The organism is Nocardia wallacei, assembly GCF_029869545.1.
GTDB classification, from domain to species: domain Bacteria; phylum Actinomycetota; class Actinomycetes; order Mycobacteriales; family Mycobacteriaceae; genus Nocardia; species Nocardia wallacei_A.
Genome location: NZ_JARWQD010000239.1, coordinates 38,347 through 57,548 on the forward strand (window position 1 = coordinate 38,347; position 19,202 = coordinate 57,548).

The window sequence follows — 19,202 nt, forward strand, 5'->3', positions numbered from 1 at the left end:
GACGCCCCTCAACTCGCCGCCTGCTGAATCTTCTGCAGCACCGCGGCCGGATCGGCGCCCTGCGCGATGGTGCCCATCTGCTGTCGGATGGCGCCCTGCGCAGCGCCCCACTTCGGGTTGTTGCTCGGGTAGAACTTGGCCACGGGCAGCGTGGCCGAGAACGCCTTGACCACCGGGTCGTCGGCCATCGCCTGGGTGCCGCCGGCGGTGATCGGGATGAAGTGCTCGCTCTGCACGAACTTGGAGTACACGTCGGCGGAGTAGAAGTAGTCGAGGAACTTCTTGATGGCCTCGGTCTTCTTGCCGTCCTTCTTGAAGGCCATCAGGTGGTCGGCGACGCCCAGGGTCACCGGATCACCGGATTTGGTCGGCGAGGGCGCGGTCGCGTACTTCAGGCCCGGGTTCTTCTGCGCGATCATGCCGATCACCGGCGGCAGGCCCTCGATCATGCCGATCTTGCCCTGGATGAAGGAGTTGATGACGTCCTTGCGGTCGGTGGCACCGGGATTCGGCTGTGTCACACCGGATTCGGCGACCGATTTCATCGCCCGCACGCCCTCGGCATTGGCCGGGGTGTCGATGGTGATGTTGTCGCCGTCGCTCCAGTTCCCGCCCGCGCCGAAGGTCCAGATCGAGGTCTCGCCCTGGGCCTCCTCACTGCCCAGCGGCAGGCCGTACCCGGAGACACCGCCGCCGAGCGCCTGAATCTTCTCGGCCGCGTCGGTCAGCTCCGCCCACGTCTTCGGCGGCGTGGGCACGCCCGCCCGGGCCAGCAGGTCGGTGTTGTAGAACAGCGTGCGGGTGGAGGCGAACAGCGGTAGCGCCCACTGGGTTCCGCCGATCGAGGCGTTCTGCGCGAAGCCGGGCTGGATATCGCTGAGCACCGCGGGCGAGACGACCTCGGAGGCCGGGTAGAGCTGACCGTCGGTGGCGAAGGTGGAGTAGGCGTCGATGTTGAGGATGTCAGGGGTGGTCGACTTCGACTGCAGCTTGGTCCGGACCACGTCGTTGATCGAATCCCACGACTCCACCTGCACATTCACCTTGATGTCCGGGTTCTTCGCCTGGAAGTCGGCGACGATCCGGTCCCAGGACGCCTTGGTGCCGTCGCTGTAGGAGGCGGCCAGGAAGGACAGGGCGTTCGGGTCCGAGTCGTCCGACGAGTTGCCACCGAAACCGCAGGAGGAAACCGCCAGGGCCAGGCCGGTGAGCAGCGCTATCGACGAGAATGCGCCGCGGAGTGGACGTTTCACGAGTAGAACCTTTCCAAAGAGCACACCCGGCGATACGAACCGCGGATGATGGAGCGAACGATTCGATTGCACCGAGGTTAGCGCCAACGGTGATCGAATGTGACTGTTTCTGCCGTAAATTTGACATGAACGATCACGGCGCGGATCCTGGAGGGGTGCCGACCTCCGCCGAGCGAATCCCCGAAACCCATCTGGCCGCCGAGGTGGCCACCCAGCCCGACGACTGGACGCGGGCCGCGTCGATCGCCGCCGAGCACGCCGCGCTGCTACCGGCGGCGGGTGAGCGCGTGGCCGTCATCGGTTGTGGCACCTCGTTTTTCATGTCCCGTGCCTTCGCGGCGCTGCGCGAGTCCGCGGGGCAGGGGCTGACCGACGCCTGGCCCGCCGGTCAGCTGCCCACCGGTCGCGATTACGACCGCTACCTGGTCATCTGCCGCTCCGGGACGACCACCGAGGTCGTCGACGCGATGCGCGCGATCCCGGACGCGGTGCCGCGCACCGTGATCTGCTCCAGCCCCGGGACCCCCGTGCTCGAGTTGGGTGATCCGATCCTCATCGACGCCGTCGACGAGCGGTCGGTCGTGCAGACCCGATTCGCGACGACGACGCTGGCCATCCTGCGCCGCCACCTGGGCGAGGATCTGGACCCGGTGATCGCGCAGGCCCGCGCGGTGCTGGCCGAGGACCTCGGGCAGGCGCTGGCGGGCGTGCGGTACGCCGAGCAGATCAGCTTCGTGGGCATGGGTTTCGCGGCCGCGCTGGCCGACGAGGCGGGGCTGAAGCTGCGCGAATCCTGCCAGGCCTGGACCGAGGGCTACCTGGCCACCGAGTACCGGCACGGGCCGATCAGCATCGCCGCGCCCGGCCGGGCGGTGTGGGCGTTCGGGCCGGTGCCCGCCGGGCTCGCCGACGATATCGCCGCCACCGGCGCGCATTTCGAACATCGCGCCATCGACCCCATGGCCGACCTGGTGCGCGTGCACCGGCTGTGTGTGTTGCGCGCCGCCGACCAGGGCCTGGATCCCGACCGGCCGCGCGGCCTGAACCGCTCGGTGATCCTCGGGTGAGGGGCAGGCCGTGACCGCCGTCGCGCCCGCGGATCTGGTGCTCGCCATCGATGTCGGCGGGACCACGATCAAGGGCGAGATCACCGAGGCGTCCGGGGCCGTGCTGGGTTCGGGCCTCGTGGCGACTCCCGCCGGGGAGGCGGCCTTCGACGCCATGGGCGAACTCGGGGCGGGACTGCTGGCCGAGCTGCCCCCGGCGCAGCGGAATCGGGTGGCCCGCGCGGCCGTGGTGCTGCCCGGCATCGTCGACCCGGCCCGCTCGCTGGCGGTGTTCAGCAGCAATGTCGGCTGGCGTGATGTGAAGGTGGGCAACCGCTTTCGCGACCGTTGGGATATCCCGGTGCTGATCGAACACGATGTCGCCGTGGCCGGTTGGGCCGAATGGCGCTACGGCGCGGGCCGCGGGTGCGACGACGTCTGCGTGCTGATCCTCGGCACCGGCATCAGCGGGACGCTGTCGGTGGCCGGGCGGCTGGTGCGTGGCGCGGCCGGACAGGCCGGTGAGTACGGCCACATCCCGGTGCGTCATCGCGACGGATTGCGCTGCCCGTGCGGCAATATCGGCTGCGTGGAAACCGTAGCCTCCGGTGCCGCCATCGCCCGCGCCTATCGCGCCCGCACCGGCCGCGAGATCTCCGGTGCCGAAGCGGTTTTCGCGGCCCTGCCCACCGACCGCGAGGCCCGCGCCGTGGTCGACGACGCCGTCGCCGCCCTGGCCGAGGGCCTGCTCGGCATAGTCCACGCCACCTGCCCCGAACTGGTCGTGCTGGGTGGCGGCCTGGCCGGTGCGGGCACCGCGCTCACCCGGTCCCTGCAGGACCGTCTCACCGAATTGCTGCGCGTGGCCCCCGCGCCGCGCGTGGTGCTGGGTGAGTTCGGCGCCCGCGCGGGCCTGGTCGGCGCGGCCCGCTACGCCCGCGCGGGGGTACTGGAATGACCGACGACAGCATCGAGATCTACCTGCGTGGCCGGGTCGTGGCGCCGTCGCACCAGTATGAGGACGGTGTCGTGGTCGTGCGTGCCGACCGGATCGCGGCCGTTCAGTCCTATGCAGAATGGGCTGCGGCGCATCGGGATTCGCGACCACCGGAGCATCTCGGCACGATCGTGCCCGGACTGGTGGACATTCACAACCACGGCGGATACGGGCATCGGTTCGATACCACCGATGTGGAGCAGGCGCGGGCCGCCGCGGAATTCCATCGCCGCGATGGCTCGACGAGTGTGATCGCGAGCGTCGTGACCGGCGCCCCGGACGACATGGTCGCGCAGACGGCGACGCTGCGCTCCCTGGCCGCGGACGGGACGATCGCGGGCATCCACAGCGAGGGCCCGTTCCTGTCCGAGGCCCGCTGCGGCGCACAGGATCCGAGATATCTCACCGACCCCGACCCGGCGCTGATCGAGCGGCTGCTGGAGGCCGCGGGCGGCCACCTCCGCGTGATGACCCTGGCTCCGGAGCGCCGCGGGTTCGAGGTGGCCGCGAAGCAGCTCGCGGGCGGCGGTGTCGTCATAGCGCTGGGCCACAGCGACGCCGAGTACTCGGAATTCCGGGCCGCCCTGGCGCCGAACGGATTCGGCACCCTGGTCACCCATCTGGCCAACGGGATGCCGCCCCTGCACCACCGCACCCCGGGCCCGGTCGCGGCCGGTCTGGTGGCCGCCGCACATCGCGCGGCGGTCGTGGAGCTCATCGGCGACGGGGTGCACGTCGAACCCGGCTTCGGCGCACTGGTTTTCGCCACCGCGGCCGACAGGGTCGCCCTCATCACCGATGCCATGCAGGCCGCGGGGCTCGCGGACGGCGAGTACCGCCTCGGCCCGCAGTCGGTGCGGGTGACCGATGGCGTCGCCCGCGTCGCCAATGGCTCGATCGCCGGTGGCACCGCCACCCTGCTGCAATGCCTGCGCTGGACGGTTCGCGAGTGCGGGGTGTCCCTGCCCGACGCGGTCCGCGCCGCGACCGCGACACCGGCGGCGGCCCTCGGCCTCGACGATGTCGGTGACCTGCGCCCGGGCCTGCGCGCCGATGTGATCGTCCTCGATGCGGATCTGGCTTTGCAACGCGTCCTGCGCCGTGGACAGTGGTTGACGTGATCCTCACCGTGACCTTGAACCCCGCCTACGACATGACCTACCGCACGGAGCGGTTCGAGCGTGGTCGAGAGCATAGGGTGCTGTCGGTCGAACAGCGGATCGGCGGCAAGGGCATCAACGTCACCCGCGTGCTGAACCAGCTCGGAAAGTACTCCCGGGCAACGGGTTTCGCCGATCACGCCTTCGCGGCCGCCGCCGAGCTGGAGCTGCCGGTGGATTTCGTGCACGCGCTGCCGTGGGTCCGGCGCACGGTGGTGATCAGCGAATCCGGTGACGGCACCGCGACGGCGCTCTGGGAGCCGGGCGCGCGGGTCGGCGATCCGTACGCCGTCGAGCAGCTGATGGTCCGGGTCGCGGGCCTGCTGCCCGATACCGGCGGCATGGTGGTGTCGGGTTCGCTGCCCGGCGGCGTCGGCGACTCGGTCCCGGCCCAGCTGGCCCGCACCGCACTCGCGGCGGGCGTACCCACCCTCTGCGATGTGGATGGGCGCGCGCTGCGGATGGCCGCCGAGGTGCCGGGTGTGGTGCTGATGCCCAACCGCGAGGAGCTCGAGCGCCTGACCGGTGAGCCCGCGACCACGGCCGAGGAGGTGGTGTCGACGGTACGGCCGCTGCTCGATCGCGGCGTGCGCGCGGTGATCGCCACCCGCGGCGCCGAGGGCATGATCGCGGTCACCGGCTCGGGCGCATGGTCCGCGGCGTTGCCCGAGCCGGTGTCCGGAAACCCCACGGGCGCAGGCGATGCCGCCGCCGCGGCGGTGATCGCCGCACTGGCGGCCGCGCCCGAACCGGACTGGCCCGCGCTGCTCACCGATGCCGTGGCGACATCGGCGGCCGCCGTGGTCATCCCGGTGGCCGGGGAGATCGACCGCACGCTGCGCGCCCGGCTGGAGCCGACCGTGGCCGTCACCGAGCTGTGCGGTGCCCTCGAGGAGAGCCCGTGACCCTGCTGCCGATACCAGAGCTGATCTCCGCCGCGAGGCCGGGCGGATTGGGCGCGTTCAATGTCATCGCGCTCGAGCACGCCGAGGCGATCGCCGCCGCGGCCGCCGACGCGAAACGCCCGGCGGTTCTGCAGATCTCGCAGAATACGGTCGGCTATCACGGCGGCGTGGTGCCGCTGGCGCGCGCCTGCCTGGAGATCGCGGACCGCAGCCCGGCGCGGCTGGCGGTCCACCTGGACCACGCCACCTCGCCCGCACTGGTCGAGGCCGCCGTCGACGCGGGCGTCACCTCGGTGATGTACGACGGCTCCACCCTCGACTACGCCGAAAATGTCGGCAGCACAGCGGAAATCGCGCGGTGGTGCCACGCGCGCGGGGTATTCGTGGAGGCCGAACTGGGCGAGGTCGGTGGCAAGGACGGCGCCCACGCTCCGGGCGTCCGGACCGACCCGGACGAGGCCGTCGCCTTCGTCGCCGCCACCGGGGTGGATGCGCTGGCGGTGGCGGTGGGGTCCTCGCACGCCATGCACACCCGCGAGGCCCGCCTCGACGACGAACTCATCGCCCGCCTGGCCGCGAAGGTACCGGTCCCGCTGGTGCTGCACGGTTCCTCCGGAGTCCCGGACGACGGCCTGCGCTCGGCGGTCCGGCACGGGATGACGAAGATCAATATCGCCACCCGGCTGAATATCGTGATGGCGCAGTCGGTTCGGGAGGCACTCGCCGCCGACCCGGTCCTGTCCGATCCCAGGAAATACCTGGGCCCCGGCCGGGAGGCGGTGCGAAGGGAGGTGCAGCGGATGCTGTACGTGCTGGAATAGCCAGCCCGCGCGTTGCTTCCGGCTCGAATGGACTGCGCGGTACAGTTTTGCCGTCCCACCAGCCCCGCAGGCGAGAGGGGAGGACCGATGTCCGAGGCTGGGCACGACCCCGCGGACGCGGGCGAGTACCGCATGCCCGGTTCGGTGCGGGCCGCGCAGCTGGTGGCGCTGGGCATGGCCGCGATCGGCCTGGTGTGCACGGCCTCGGCGGCCTGGCTGTTCGGCGGGCGCTCCGCGCTGATCACCTCGCTGTCGTTCGTGCCGAGCTGGGTGCTCGGACTGACGGCGCTGGGATTCGGGGCCGTCGGCGGCGGCATCCGGGTGGGGGCGATTCTGCTCGCCGTTCTGAACATGCTGTGGACCGTGCCGTCGATCTCCGCGGGACATCCGCCGGGCTGGCTCGGCCCGGTCAGTTCGGTCGTCGTGATCGTGCTGCTGTTCCGGCGGGCCGCCCGCGACTGGTTCGAACCGGCCTGGTGATCGAGCGTCTCAGGAGACCGGAACGGCGGTGCGGGCGCGGGAGGCCAGGGGCGCCCCCGAACGGGCGGCGAGAATTTCGGCGGCCACGGCGACGGCGGTCTCCGCGGGGGTGCGTGCGCCGACGTCGACACCGGCCGGAGCGTGCAGCCGCGAGAGGGTCTCGGTGTCGAACCCGCCCGCCTGCAGGGCCTCCACTCGGCGCGTGTGCACGGCGTGCGATCCGAGGGCGCCGAGATAGCCGAATTCGGGTAGTCGCAGCGCCACCGTGAGCAGCGGGATCTCGAATTTCGGATCCTGCGATACCGCGACGAGCGCCGTGCGGGAGTCGATCCGACCGGCGGCCGACTGCGCGTTCAGGTATCGGTGCGGCCAGTCGACCACCACCTCGGCCCCGGGGAACGAATTCGATGCGGCGAAGACCTCCCGCGGATCGCAGACGGTGACCCGATAGCCGAGCATCCGGCCCTGTGCCGTCAGCGCGGCGGCGAAGGAGTTGGCGCCGAAGATGATCAGCCGCGGCGGCGCGGTGTAGGAGGAGACGAAGACATCCGATTCCGGCAGCGACACCAGTTCGGTGTTGTGGCGCCGGTCGGTCACCAGGTGCTGCCCGATGACCGAGGGATCCGAATGCCACACCACGGTGAACACGGTGACCGGGCGCTGGGCGTCGATCTCGCTGGCCACCTCGGCGAACTCGGGAAAGTGACTGCGGGAGAACGGCTCCAGGAATACGTCGATGGTGCCGCAGTCCGACCCCACGTCCAGTCCGGTGGTCCCGTCGAACCGGCGCAGCTCGCGGTGGCCGGTGCGCGCGGAATGCGCGGCCCCCTCGTATACCGCGGACTCGTAGCAGCCGTCGGACACCGAGCCGTACACGACGCCGTCGGGATCCAGCAGCATCATCGAACCGACCGGCAGGGGGGAGGGGCCGAACGTCCGGACCAGGGTCGCGAGGCCGCCCGTCCGGCCACTGTGCCACACCCGCATGAGGTCATCGACGATGTCACGCATCACAAACTCCCGATCAGGGTGCGCGAGTGGCCGGGTAGTCGTGGTCCCGTCCCGTTGCCAGATCGTCGCACGTGACGGCCACAATATCCGGTCTAGCGTCCAGAAAGGACCGAGCTCCGGAATTTCCTTGCGCAGTCTTGAGCACCGCATCCCAGTGTTTGTGATGGAGCACAACGGGGTGGCCCGGCCGGTTGTGGAAGACGGCGCGCGCGAGACCGCTCGGGGCCGTGCGCGCCGCCGCCAGCACCCGGGTCACGACATCCGCGCCGACGTCCGGGGTGTCGACGGGCATGACGGCCGCGTATCCGGCGCCCTCGGGGGAGTGCGCGACCGCGGCGAGCCCGGTTCGCAGCGACGCCGACAACCCGACGGCCCAGTCGGCGGCCCAGACCGGCCGGGCGCCGTCCGGTACTGCGGTGGCCGGAGATTCGCAGACCAGCCACCGCCCGTCCGACCACAGAGCCGGACCGGTCGCGCCGAGCACCACGAACACCGGCCCGCAGCCGCCGTCCCGCAGCGCCGCGACCGCACCCCGCAGCCACGCACCCCCTTCGGCCAGTACCTTCGGCCCGCCGTAGCGGGTACCGGCGCCCGCCGCGAGCACGAGCCCGGCACAGCGCCCGTCGTCGTTGCCCATGCTGTGACCTCCGCGGCCGGTCGTGCGTTATTGCCCTGCTCATGCGCTTGCTTCGGGCCCGTAACCGAGAGTAAACGCGGCCGGTGATCTTCGCCGCCCCGATTGGCAGCGGTGGTCGGCATGGTTGATGCTGGAGGCGATGACCGTTGCGGAGGATGACCTGGACACGCTCGATACGATGCCGGAGCCCGAGGCGGTGCGGCTGTTGCTGACCTGCTGCGCCTCACCCGAGTGGGCGCGGACGGTCGCCGCGGGACGACCCTTCGGCACCGTGACCGCACTGCTGGCCGCGGCCGACGACGCCGTGGCGGGACTGTCGGAGGAGGAACTCGACCTCGCCCTGTCCGGCCATCCGCGCATCGGCGACCGCCCGGACAGCCCGGACTCGGCGCGCGAGCAGGCCGCGGTCGTGACCGCCGGTGACGCGATTCGCGCCGAACTGGCCGACCGCAACCGGGAGTACGAGCAGCGATTCGGACACGTCTATCTGGTGTGCGCGACGGGCCGGTCCGCACCCGAACTGCTCGACATCCTGGTATCCCGCTTGAACAACGATCCACGCACCGAAAGGGGCATCGTGCGCGAGGAATTGGGCAAGATCAACCGAATCCGCCTGCGCCGCCTGGTGCGCGAGATCGGGCAGCGCGCATGAGCACGCTCAGCACGCATGTCCTCGATGCCGTGCGCGGTGCGCCGGCGAGCGGTATCGCGGTGACGCTGTTCGGCACGGACGGTACGGAATTGGCGGCCGCGCACACCGATGACGACGGTCGCATCGCCGGGCTCGGCGGAGATCTGGCGCCAGGCACCTACCGGTTACGTTTCGGCACCGGCGACTATTTCGCCGCCCTGCGGGTCGCCACCTTCTACCCGGAGGTCACCATCGCGTTCTCCGTCGGCGGCGAGCGGCATTATCACGTACCCCTGCTGCTGTCGCCGTTCTCGTACTCGACGTATCGGGGTAGCTGAGGCCCCGTGCGGCTCGCGGACCGGTGACCGGTCGGCATTTTGCCCGGCATGCGCGCCGCCGCCCGTGCGATTACGCTCGGCGGCAAAACCCTTGGTACCAGGGCAGCTTCGGCGCCTGCTCCGGATCGACGGTCGTTAACGCGGTGAACGACCCCCGCGATGGTGAGACGAGTGTGGTGAGTGCGGTGTGGCGTGTCGTGGCAATCGGGCCTGTCCCGGCAATCGGCTGTGATTAGATTCGCGCGTCGCCGTCGGAGTGTGCGAGGGCGACCGCCGGAAGAACCGCCCGATGCTGTGCGGAAGGAGCCTTCGCTGGGTCCCCATTATGCGTCGACGAGTCCGGGCGCGAGGCCCGAATTGCGTGATCGCGGGTACTTGCTGTTGCGCATGCCCGATTTCGGGCTGACGACGGACGAGTACGCGGTGCTGGCCGATGTCTACGATCGCGACCTGGAACTGGATCGCTGGCTACCGCCCGGACAGCGCCGCCGCAGCCGCGCCTACCAGTGTTTCGATGTCGCGGTCGACGGGTTGGTGTTCACCCCGAACGACACTCCCCGGCCCTACGTCCAGTCGATGTCGGTCAATCCGCTGCAGGGCGGGCTGGAGCGGGAGTTCCGGCTCGTCCCGTCCGGGCACCCGGTCACCGCGGTCGCCGAGAAGATCGCGCGCACCGTGGCCGAATCCCTTGTCGCAGCGGATCTTCTGACCGAGCGCGGCCCCGCTCGGCTGGTCGCGGATGCGCATTACATCCGGATCACCGCCCCGGGTGAGCCCGCGCCGGAGGGTGTGCACCACGACGGCCTGCTCGCCGGGTCCGCGCACCTGGTCCGGAGGGAGGGCATCACCGGCGGCGTCTCGGGCGCCTACGACACGCCCACCCACTGCCTGGAGAGTTTCGAACTCACCGAACCGCTGGACTCCTTCGTCTTCGACGACCGGAAGGTGATGCACTACACCACGCCGATCGAGCCGGTCGCCGGTGCCGAGCGGGCTTTCCGTGATGTCCTGCTGATCGGATTCCGCTCGTCATGACGGGCGTCCCGGCGTTCGTTGCCCGCCTGGACGCCCTGCTGCCCGAGGGTGAGGTGGTGGAGCTGGCGTCCGGGCTGGCCGCCATCCCGTCGTTCACCACCGAGGAGACCGCGCTCGCCGACCATATCCGAGAGCTTTTGCACCGCAACGGGATTCCCGTCTACCTACAGGAGATTTCGCCGGGAAGGCGGCAAACCGTCGCCCGGATGGGGCCGACGGCGGGCACGCCCGCGCTGCTGCTGAACGGTCATCTCGATATGGATCCGCTGGTGTTGGGGCATCCCGCCGACCCGTTCCGGGCGCAGCGGCGGGGCGACCGGCTCTACGGGGCCGGGCTGCACAATATGAAGAGTGGCCTGGCGGCGATCCTCGGCGCGGCACTTGCCGTGCGCCGCAGCGGGATCGAACTCCGGCGCCCGCTGCTTCTCGAATTCGTCGTGGGAGAACTACAGGGCGGCATCGGAACTCGGTACGCGCTGGAGAGCGGCCTGACGGCCGAGGCGGCGGTGGTGCCGGAGCCGTATTCGGTGCGCCGGATCATCACCCGCACGGCGGGGGTGCACAAGTTCGCGGTGGTGGTGCGGGGCGTCAGCGCGCATACCAGCCGCAGCGAGGAGGGAGTCGATGCCCTGCTGGTGCTGCGCAGGGTGTGCGACCTGCTGGAGGAGTGCCGACTTCCATTGCACAGCAAGGATTTTCCGACGCTGCCGCGGTTGCAGATCGCCGGTTTGGTCGCCGGGCGCGGCGAGCGGCACGACCTGTCGGGGATCAGCTACTGCGCCGACAAGGCCACCGCGCTGGTCGATCTGCGCTATCCGCCGCCGTACGAGCCCGCGGAGGTGACCGCCGCGCTGGATCAGGTGCTGGAACGCGCCTGCGCGCGATATCCCAAGGCGCGCATTACCTTCGAGCATCCGCCCGATCCGGTTTTCGGCGTCGGCGGCACCGAGATGCCCCCGATGGACGTGCCCGCCGATTCCGCGCTGGTGACCCAGGTCTCGGCGCTGCTCGCCGAAGTCTCCGACTTCACCGTCGCGGAAACCGGCCTGGCCCTGCCGTATTCGTACTGCGGCAACGACACCACCCACCTGGCCCGCGCCGGGATCGAATGCTGCCTGTTCGGCCCGCGCGGCTCCGGCCCGGACACCGAACACCACGTCCTGATCACCGAAATGCTCGCCTGCGCCCGCACCCTGGCCGCCCTGATCGTACTGCGCTGCACCTGACCCGAGGGATCACCCAAGCCCCCGCAACTGCTCACCGACGAGTTCGGCGAGCGGAATTCCGATGCGCTCGTACAGCTCCCGAGCGGTGGACAAATATCCCCGGGCCTCATCGATCCGCCCGTGCCGGGCGGCCAGGCGGCCCAGTCCGCGCAGCGCGTCCGCTCGACCGCGCCGGTCGCCGATCTGCTGGGCGACCTCGATCGAGTCCCGGTAGTAGCCCTCGGCGAGCGCGAATCGCGCCGGATCGCGGATCGACAGCTCCCGTTCGACATGCCCCAGCCCGCGCAGCGCGTCCACCTTGCCGAGCGGATCCCTGATCTCCCGGGCGAGTTGCAGCGCGTACTCGAAGTTGTTGCGCGCCTGCTCGAGATTGCCCGCCGCCCGCGCCAGATTGCCCAGCCCCCACAGTGCCCAGCCCTCGCCGTACTGGTCCTGAATGCGGCGGGCCTTGTCCAGCGCACTGGCCAGATGCTGCTGCGCCGATTTCGGATTTCCGTCCAGCCGGTCGAGATGCCCCAGGCCGCGCAGGGCGTCGCCCTCCAGCTTCACATGGTTGATGCTGCGGGCGATGTGCAGCGCGTACACGTAATGTTGCCGCGCGGCGTCGTGATTGCCGTGCAGCCGAACGGCTTCGGCGTACCCCCACTGCACCGTGCCCACCCGTTCCGGGTCGGCGAGTTCGATGGCGATGGACAGCGCCTCCTGCGACCACCGCTCGGCGGCGGTGTAGTCACAGGCCATCCGGCCCGCGCGGCCGAGACCGTCGAGGGCGTCGCATTGCGCAGGGCGGTAACCGATTTCGCAGGCGATGCGCAGCGCCTCGTTGAAATGATGCCGGGCGTCGGCATGTTCGCCGGTGATCCAGGCGGAGTGGCCGCGCTCGCATTGCACCTCGGCCAGGCAGCGCAGATCACCCAGTTCGTCGGCGATATCGCGCACCTCCAGGAATGCCTCGTCGGCCTGCACGTGTGCGCCGCGCATCCGCGCCATCCGGCCCAGCCCCAGCAGCGCCCACGCCTGCCCCGGCCGATCGCCGATATCGCGGGCGATTCCCAGCGCCCGCCCGTACAGCCGCTCCGCGACCTCCCAGAAACCGAGTCCGCACAGGTGCGCGGCCGTCAGCCGCGCCAGCTCGGTGGCTTGTGCTGTGGGAGCGGTGATTTCGAGGCAGCCGAGCAACAGCTCCTGTTCCCTGGTGAGCCAGGTCCGCGCGCGGGCGGCCTCCTCGGGCGGGTTGGGTGTCGGCCGCACGCCGACGGTGTGGAAGGGCCGGATCGCGTTCACGGTCCGCGCGACGGCCAGGCTGTGGTCGATCAACCGGCCGACCAGCGCCGCCCGCTCCGCGACCGCACCCTCCCGCTCGGCATGTAACTGCGCGCCCAGCCGCAGCATGTCGTGCATCCGGTAGCGCGGCCCGCTCGGCTCCGGCTGTGCGCCGTCGCCGGGCTCCGGCAGCGGATCCAGGAATCCCGCCTCACACAGCTTGAGTATCAACAGCTTCGCCGACGACTCGGAGACATCCGCCATCCAGGCGTAGGTCTGGGCCGTGATCTCGGTGCCGGGGAACCACCCGAGCAGCCGGACCGCGTGCTGCAGTACGGGTTCGCGCAGCCGCTGATAGGACAGTTCGAAGGCGGCGCCCACGGATTCGTCCTCGGCGGCGAAGCGCTCCAGAATATGTTCCGCCGCAGACTCGTTCGGCGTCGCGCCCACCGGAGTACCGCGGATCTCGGCGGCCAGGCTCGCGAAGTCCGCGGCGCTGTCGGCCAGCATGGTGGTGCCGTGGTGGGCGATCTGCCCGGCAATCAGCTTGAGCGCCAACGGTAATCCGCCGGAGGTCTCCGAGATCTGGCGCACCGCCGCGCGATCGTAGCCGTCGCGCAGGTTGGCGAGCCGCACCAGCAACTGCTCGGCCTCACCGAGCCGCATGCCGTCGAGATGGTAGGGATGCACCGGACCGCTGCCGGACAGTCCGGTGAGCCGCTTGCGGCTGGTGATCAGGACGAAGCAGCCGCGCGCCTGCGGTAGCAGGTCCTTGACCTGCGCGCTGTCCGCGGCGTTGTCGAACACGATGAGCGCCCGCCGCGACGCCATGGCCTGCCGCCACTGCTGTGCGCGCCGCCCCGCGTCGGCCGCGATCGCCGTCGGCGGCACCTTGATCTGGCGCAGCAGCCACTCCAGGAGGTCGGTGGGCTCGGCGGGCTCGCGGCCCGGGGTGTAGCCGAGCAGGTCGACCCAGATGGTGCCGTCGGGATAGTGCTTGTAGAACGCGCTGACCGCGTACCGCGCCAGGGCGGTCTTGCCGACGCCGGGCGGGCCGTCGATGACATGCACCGCGACCCCGCCGTGCTCCACATGCGCCGAAACCCGTTTGTGCAGTTCGGCTTTCGCCTCCTCGCGGCCGGTGAACGCGGGGACCTCGGGCGGGAGGTCGCCGACGAGCACCGCCGCCGGATCGGCGCTGCGCAGCAGTACGGCCTCGCGGTATTCGCGCTGCTCGGCGGCGGTCATATGCGCCAGGTCGGCGAGATCGACGAGTTGATCCCAGGTGGTGCCGTAGATGGTCGCCAGCTTCTTGAGCACCTCGGCCGTCGGCCGCACACCCTTCGGCCGCTGCCCGTCCGCGCCGTTGCCGCCCGGCCAGGTCTCGTATTCGGAGATGCGGCTCGGCTTCATCGTGTCGCTGTTGGAGAGGTCGTTGAACAGCTCGCAGACGTTCTCCTGGGAGAGATTCCCGGCGTAGCGCCACGCCGCCCGCGCGCGATATCCGCGCTGGCGCAATTCGGCGACGAACGGCTCGCGCATCGCGTGGTCGTCGAGGCCGAGTTCCCGGAAGCGGGCGTGCACGTCCTCGACCGCTCGCGGTCTGCGTGGCCGGTGTGGTCGGTTGGAACGGGCCACCGGGTGCCTCCCCCGACTGTTCCGGGTGTGATCCGTCTTTGGTAGCAGTACTCATTCTCCCAGGTCAAGTGGTTGTACCACTGTGAAGTAAGAGGTCCGCTCCGTGTGATCGACGCCGCCGGTCCGGCTGCTCAGCATGGAGTTATCCGCCCGGGTAGCACCGGGCAGCGGGAGAAGGGACACGCACATGGGAATTATCGTCACCGATTGGTTGATCACGAGCGATGTGGCTCTGGAGGCCGCGTTTCGCATCGATCTCCCCGGGCCGGACCGGGGTCAATGGGTGTTGTCGTATCTTCCCGCCGAGTACCGTTTCACCCGCCCGCAGGCCCTCGCGGGCATGATGCTGGCCGAGATGATCGTGCTCGATCCGCTCGCCGCCGAGGATGATTGGGACGCCGACGTGGCGTCGATGTGCGCGGCCGAATTGGGCCTGACCCTGACCCAGGCCCAGTGCCTACTGGCCCTGCGGGCACTCGGGGCGAGCGACTACGACAGCTGCGAGGACGACGATTCGCCTGAGCCGGAACCATTCTCACCCTGTACGGCCGGATGGCGGAAATGACCCAGGAGGATACCCGCCGCCGCGCCTCAGCCGAACAGGTTGCGGACGAACGGGAGTGAGTCCGGTAGGGAGGCGTTCACCGTGCCGCTGTGGTCGGTGGGGTAGGTCTTCAGTGTCACCGGTTGGTGGTTTGCCGTCAGTACCGCCGCGAAGCGCAGTGTCTGCGGGGTGACCACGTCGGTGTCGCGCAGGCCCTGGCCCAGGAAAAGTGGCTTGTCGTAACCGGATTCGGGCAGGCCCAGGTAGCGGGCGAGGAGGCCGTGCAGGTCGGGGATCTGCGCCAGCGGCCGGGCGAACAGGTTGCCGATCACCACGCCCTGCGCCGACAGCTCCTCGCCGAGCGGTAGCAGGCATTCGGTGCGCGCCCGTTCCAGCCAGGTGCGGCCGGAGTCGGTGAGGAAGGATTCGATGTCGAGTTCGGGGTAGGTGGTGCGCAGGCCGTTGAGGATGTACAGCAGGTACGCGGTGCCGTGCGGGCTCAGCCGCACCGGCGGGATCCCCGGCCCCAGCGGCGTCAGGATGTCCTCGATGTAGGCCGGGACACCGGTGCCGACCGCGCCGCGGTAGTCGAGTTCCGGTCCGCCGAATTCGGTTGCGTAGCGGGCGGTTTCGACGGCCGCGCCGCCGCCCTGGGACTGCCCGACCACGACCCACCGGTTCGACATCGACGGGTAGTGCCGGGTCGCGGCCTTGACCGCGTCGACCACGTTGTGCGCCTCGACCACACCGTTGAGATAGGGATGATCCCCGGGCGTCCCCAGCCCCGCGTAGTCGGCGGCGACGATCGCGTAGCCCTGCCGCAGCCAGGTACCCAGATAGGCCCAGTCCCGCGCGACATCGCCCGGGCCGCCGATGCTGTAGGCGCAGTCGTCGCCGAGCCCGACCGTGCCGTGCGCCCACGCGACGACCGGCCACCCGCCGGGCGGCGGCGGGCCCGGCGGGAAGTAGACCGCGGCACTGGCGACGGTGGGTTCGTCACGGACCGTCGTGGAGGCGTAGAGCATCCGCTCGGAGTTCACCGAGCCCGGCAGCGTGGCCTGCGCGGACAGGGGCTGCACGGATGTCACGGTGCCGGTCGCGGCGGGCGCCGCGCTCGCGCCGGTCGGCAGGACCAGAATTCCCGCCGCGGACAGCAGCGCGCTGACCGCGAGGATGATCGCTTTCCGCATCGCGTTCCTTTCGCCGGTTCGGCACCGATACCCCCTTCCTGCGGTGCGAGCACCAGTCTGACACTTGGACGAGCGTCCAGCACTGCCGGTGTGCCGGTGGGGAGGAAAGTGGCCGGGCGCACACGGACTGCGGCCGCCCGAACTTGTGAAGGTCCTCACAGGCGGGAATGGCGGCCGCGAAATCCGGGCGGTGGCCGATATCACCGAAACAGTACGGGCGTTACGCAAAACCCCACGTCAGACCTACTCGGTAGTAGACTAGGGACATGCAATTGCCGGGCAAATTTTGCAGACTTAGCAAATGTCCTGGTCCAGCTAGCAGAGATTCACACTAGCAACAGGTAGACGGCAATTTTTCGGTGTGCCATCGTGTGGATGTACACCCGATGGGCCTAGCAAGCCTGCAAATTGCCGCTCCAGCAGAGTTCGGACATCGCGACGGATTCCGAACATGGGGCACGACCGAACAAAGAAGTGGAGTCAGAGATGTCGACTGCCGGCACCCCGAAGACCGCTGCGGAAATCCAGAAGGACTGGGACACCAATCCCCGCTGGAAGGGCGTCACCCGTAACTACACCGCCGAGCAGGTTGCCAAGCTGCAGGGCACCGTCGTCGAGGAGCACACCCTCGCCCGCCGCGGTGCCGAGATCCTGTGGGAGCAGGTCAACGGCGGCGTGGACTACATCAACGCCCTGGGCGCGCTGACCGGCAACATGGCCGTGCAGCAGGTCCGTGCGGGTCTGAAGGCCATCTACCTGTCCGGTTGGCAGGTCGCCGGCGACGCGAACCTCTCCGGCCACACCTACCCCGACCAGAGCCTCTACCCGGCCAACTCGGTCCCGGCCGTGGTGCGCCGCATCAACAACGCGCTGCTGCGCGCCGACGAGATCTCCCGCGCCGAGGGCGACACCTCCGTCGACAACTGGCTGGTCCCGATCGTCGCAGACGGTGAGGCCGGCTTCGGTGGCGCGCTGAACGTCTACGAGCTGCAGAAGGCCATGATCGCCGCGGGTGCCGCCGGTACCCACTGGGAGGATCAGCTCGCCTCGGAGAAGAAGTGTGGTCACCTGGGCGGCAAGGTCCTGATCCCGACCTCGCAGCACATCCGCACCCTGACCTCCGCCCGCCTGGCCGCCGACGTGGCCGGCACCCCGACCGTGGTCATCGCCCGCACCGACGCCGAGGCCGCCACCCTGATCACCTCCGACGTGGACGACCGCGACAAGCCGTTCATCACCGGTGAGCGCACCGCCGAGGGCTTCTACCACGTCAAGAACGGCATCGAGCCCTGCATCGCGCGTGCCAAGGCCTACGCCCCGTTCTCCGACCTGATCTGGATGGAGACCGGCACCCCCGACCTGGAGCTGGCCCGCAAGTTCGCCGAGGCCGTCAAGAGCGAGTTCCCCGACCAGCTGCTGGCCTACAACTGCTCGCCGTCGTTCAACTGGAAGAAGCACCTGGACGACGCCACCATCGCGAAGTTCCAGAAGGAGCTGGCCGCGATGGGCTTCAAGTTCCAGTTCATCACCCTGGCGGGCTTCCACGCGCTGAACTACTCGATGTTCGACCTGGCCTACGGCTACGCCCGCGAGGGCATGACCGCCTACGTCGACCTGCAGGAGCGCGAGTTCGCGGCCGAGGAGCGCGGTTACACCGCCACCAAGCACCAGCGCGAGGTGGGTGCCGGCTACTTCGACGCCATCGCCACCACCGTCGATCCCGACAGCTCGACCACCGCGCTGAAGGGCTCGACCGAAGAGGGCCAGTTCCACTGAGTTCCCGTCCCATCGGGTAACTCCGCCGCCCCGGCGTCGCCCGGGGCGGCGGCGGGGCCGGGGGGGGGGGGGGGGGGCCGGCGGGCACCGGGTTCCCCACCCCCCGGCCCCCGGCTTCCGCCCTCCCCGCCCTTCCCACTGAACAGCCCCAGTGGGGAGGGCATCCTTATAGCGTTCCCCGTCGAAGGATCGGGCTCACCGGCCCGCTCTTTCGCCCCACCCCCACCGTGACCGAACAACCAGCAGGAGCGGGACGTGAGCAGCGAAAAGATTCAGCGCGTCGGCATTATCGGCGCCGGACAGATGGGTGCCGGCATCGCGGAGGTGTGCGCGCGGGCGCATGTCGATGTGCTCGTGTTCGAACAGACGAGGGAACTGGCCGCCGCCGGACGCGCCCGCATCCTACGCTCGCTCGATCGCGGTGTATCCAGCGGCAAGATCACCGAGCGGGAGCGCGAGCAGACCGCCTGGCGGCTGCGCTTCACCTCCGATCTCGGCGACTTCGCCGACCGCCAGCTGGTGGTCGAGGCCGTCCTCGAGAACGAGGAGGTGAAGACCTCGATCTTCGCCGAGCTGGACAAGGTCGTCACCGACCCGAACGCCGTGCTCGCCTCCAACACCTCGTCCATCCCGATCATGAAGATCGCGATGGCCACCGCCAACCCCGACCGCGTGGTCGGCATGCACTTCTTCAACCCCGTGCCGGTGCTGCCGCTGGTGGAGCTGGTGACCACGCTCAAGACCAGCGAGGCGGTCTCCAAGCGGGCCGAGAACTTCGCCGCCGAGGTGCTGGGCAAGCAGGTCGTGCGCTCGGCCGACCGCTCCGGTTTCGTCGTGAACGCGCTGCTCGTGCCGTACCTGCTGTCGGCCATCCGGATGGTCGAGTCGGGCTTCGCCACCAAGGAGGACGTCGACAAGGCGATGGTGCTCGGCTGCGCCCACCCCATGGGCCCGCTGGCACTCACCGACCTGGTCGGCCTCGACACCGTGAAGTCCATCGCCGACTCCATGTACGCGGAATTCAAGGAACCCCTGTACTCCGCCCCGCCCCTCCTGATGCGCATGGTCGAGGCGGGCCTGCTCGGCAAGAAGTCCGGCGCCGGCTTCTACCAGTACAACAACAATCGATGAGGACTCCCGTGCCCGGGGGCCCCCCGGGGCGCGGGGCACCCGCCCAACGCTGGATGGGCCCCCCCCGGGGTGTGGGCACGGGGCGCCGAATGTGTTCGGGGGCGGCGGCCAGCCATGCGG

18 protein-coding genes are annotated in these 19,202 nt (G+C 69.9%); 13 read left to right on the plus strand and 5 right to left on the minus strand.

All coding sequences use genetic code 11. The annotated features are described in order from the left end of the window. Nucleotides 1-8: 8 nt before the first annotated feature. On the minus strand, nucleotides 9-1,253 hold the full coding sequence (locus QH290_RS20075; RefSeq protein ID WP_280270022.1) for an extracellular solute-binding protein: 1,245 nt from the start codon (nucleotides 1,251-1,253) through the stop codon (nucleotides 9-11). 155 nt (nucleotides 1,254-1,408) lie between these two features. Here QH290_RS20075 and QH290_RS20080 point away from each other — a divergent pair, with 155 nt between their 5' ends. The 6 genes from QH290_RS20080 to QH290_RS20105 all read left to right on the plus strand — a co-directional run bounded on the left by QH290_RS20080 (nucleotide 1,409) and on the right by QH290_RS20105 (nucleotide 6,662). Next, nucleotides 1,409-2,320, plus strand: a complete 912-nt coding sequence (locus QH290_RS20080) for an SIS domain-containing protein (protein ID WP_280384488.1) — start codon at nucleotides 1,409-1,411, stop codon at nucleotides 2,318-2,320. 10 nt (nucleotides 2,321-2,330) lie between these two features. Continuing rightward, a complete protein-coding gene (locus QH290_RS20085; RefSeq protein ID WP_280384490.1) occupies nucleotides 2,331-3,257 on the plus strand; it encodes an ROK family protein in 927 nt (308 codons plus the stop codon). Then, nucleotides 3,254-4,417: an N-acetylglucosamine-6-phosphate deacetylase gene (locus QH290_RS20090; RefSeq protein WP_280384492.1), complete on the plus strand. Its 1,164-nt coding sequence runs from the start codon at nucleotides 3,254-3,256 to the stop codon at nucleotides 4,415-4,417. Before QH290_RS20085 ends, QH290_RS20090 begins: the two co-directional genes overlap by 4 nt. Beyond that, nucleotides 4,414-5,361: a hexose kinase gene (locus QH290_RS20095; protein ID WP_280270026.1), complete on the plus strand. Its 948-nt coding sequence runs from the start codon at nucleotides 4,414-4,416 to the stop codon at nucleotides 5,359-5,361. Before QH290_RS20090 ends, QH290_RS20095 begins: the two co-directional genes overlap by 4 nt. Next, nucleotides 5,358-6,182, plus strand: coding sequence for a class II fructose-bisphosphate aldolase (locus QH290_RS20100; protein ID WP_280384494.1), 825 nt, complete (start codon nucleotides 5,358-5,360; stop codon nucleotides 6,180-6,182). The genes QH290_RS20095 and QH290_RS20100 overlap by 4 nt, the downstream gene beginning before the upstream one ends. A gap of 87 nt (nucleotides 6,183-6,269) precedes the next feature. After that, nucleotides 6,270-6,662 (plus strand): hypothetical protein, encoded by a 393-nt coding sequence (locus QH290_RS20105; RefSeq protein ID WP_280384496.1) that lies wholly within the window; start codon nucleotides 6,270-6,272, stop codon nucleotides 6,660-6,662. A gap of 9 nt (nucleotides 6,663-6,671) precedes the next feature. Here the strand turns inward: QH290_RS20105 and QH290_RS20110 are convergent, their stop codons facing one another. Next, nucleotides 6,672-7,673, minus strand: a complete 1,002-nt coding sequence (locus QH290_RS20110) for an XdhC family protein (RefSeq protein WP_280270029.1) — start codon at nucleotides 7,671-7,673, stop codon at nucleotides 6,672-6,674. 13 nt (nucleotides 7,674-7,686) lie between these two features. Continuing rightward, on the minus strand, nucleotides 7,687-8,310 hold the full coding sequence (locus QH290_RS20115) for a nucleotidyltransferase family protein (protein ID WP_280270030.1): 624 nt from the start codon (nucleotides 8,308-8,310) through the stop codon (nucleotides 7,687-7,689). 139 nt (nucleotides 8,311-8,449) lie between these two features. Between QH290_RS20115 and uraD the strand changes: the two genes are divergently transcribed. The 4 genes from uraD (at nucleotide 8,450) to QH290_RS20135 (ending at nucleotide 11,540) form a co-directional block, all read left to right on the plus strand. Then, nucleotides 8,450-8,962, plus strand: coding sequence for a 2-oxo-4-hydroxy-4-carboxy-5-ureidoimidazoline decarboxylase (uraD, locus tag QH290_RS20120; RefSeq protein ID WP_280270031.1), 513 nt, complete (start codon nucleotides 8,450-8,452; stop codon nucleotides 8,960-8,962). Further along, on the plus strand, nucleotides 8,959-9,279 hold the full coding sequence (gene uraH / locus QH290_RS20125) for a hydroxyisourate hydrolase (protein ID WP_280270032.1): 321 nt from the start codon (nucleotides 8,959-8,961) through the stop codon (nucleotides 9,277-9,279). Before uraD ends, uraH begins: the two co-directional genes overlap by 4 nt. A 387-nt stretch (nucleotides 9,280-9,666) precedes the next feature. Next, a complete protein-coding gene (locus QH290_RS20130; protein ID WP_280270033.1) occupies nucleotides 9,667-10,314 on the plus strand; it encodes a 2OG-Fe dioxygenase family protein in 648 nt (215 codons plus the stop codon). Then, on the plus strand, nucleotides 10,311-11,540 hold the full coding sequence (locus QH290_RS20135) for a M20 family metallopeptidase (protein ID WP_280384498.1): 1,230 nt from the start codon (nucleotides 10,311-10,313) through the stop codon (nucleotides 11,538-11,540). Before QH290_RS20130 ends, QH290_RS20135 begins: the two co-directional genes overlap by 4 nt. A gap of 9 nt (nucleotides 11,541-11,549) precedes the next feature. Here QH290_RS20135 and QH290_RS20140 read toward each other — a convergent pair whose 3' ends face one another. Beyond that, nucleotides 11,550-14,441, minus strand: a complete 2,892-nt coding sequence (locus QH290_RS20140; protein WP_280270035.1) for a tetratricopeptide repeat protein — start codon at nucleotides 14,439-14,441, stop codon at nucleotides 11,550-11,552. A gap of 187 nt (nucleotides 14,442-14,628) precedes the next feature. On the opposite strand from QH290_RS20140, the gene QH290_RS20145 reads away from it, so the two are divergent. After that, nucleotides 14,629-15,006, plus strand: a complete 378-nt coding sequence (locus QH290_RS20145; protein ID WP_280384500.1) for a hypothetical protein — start codon at nucleotides 14,629-14,631, stop codon at nucleotides 15,004-15,006. Between the two features lie 26 nt (nucleotides 15,007-15,032). On the opposite strand, the gene QH290_RS20150 is transcribed toward QH290_RS20145, so the two are convergent. Beyond that, nucleotides 15,033-16,175: a lipase family protein gene (locus QH290_RS20150; RefSeq protein ID WP_280384502.1), complete on the minus strand. Its 1,143-nt coding sequence runs from the start codon at nucleotides 16,173-16,175 to the stop codon at nucleotides 15,033-15,035. A 486-nt stretch (nucleotides 16,176-16,661) separates the two neighbouring features. On the opposite strand from QH290_RS20150, the gene aceA reads away from it, so the two are divergent. Continuing rightward, entirely contained in the window at nucleotides 16,662-17,951 is a 1,290-nt protein-coding gene (aceA, locus tag QH290_RS20155; protein WP_280270038.1) for an isocitrate lyase, read from the plus strand. A gap of 255 nt (nucleotides 17,952-18,206) precedes the next feature. Beyond that, a complete protein-coding gene (locus QH290_RS20160; protein WP_280270039.1) occupies nucleotides 18,207-19,082 on the plus strand; it encodes a 3-hydroxybutyryl-CoA dehydrogenase in 876 nt (291 codons plus the stop codon). The last annotated feature ends 120 nt before the right edge of the window (nucleotides 19,083-19,202 follow it).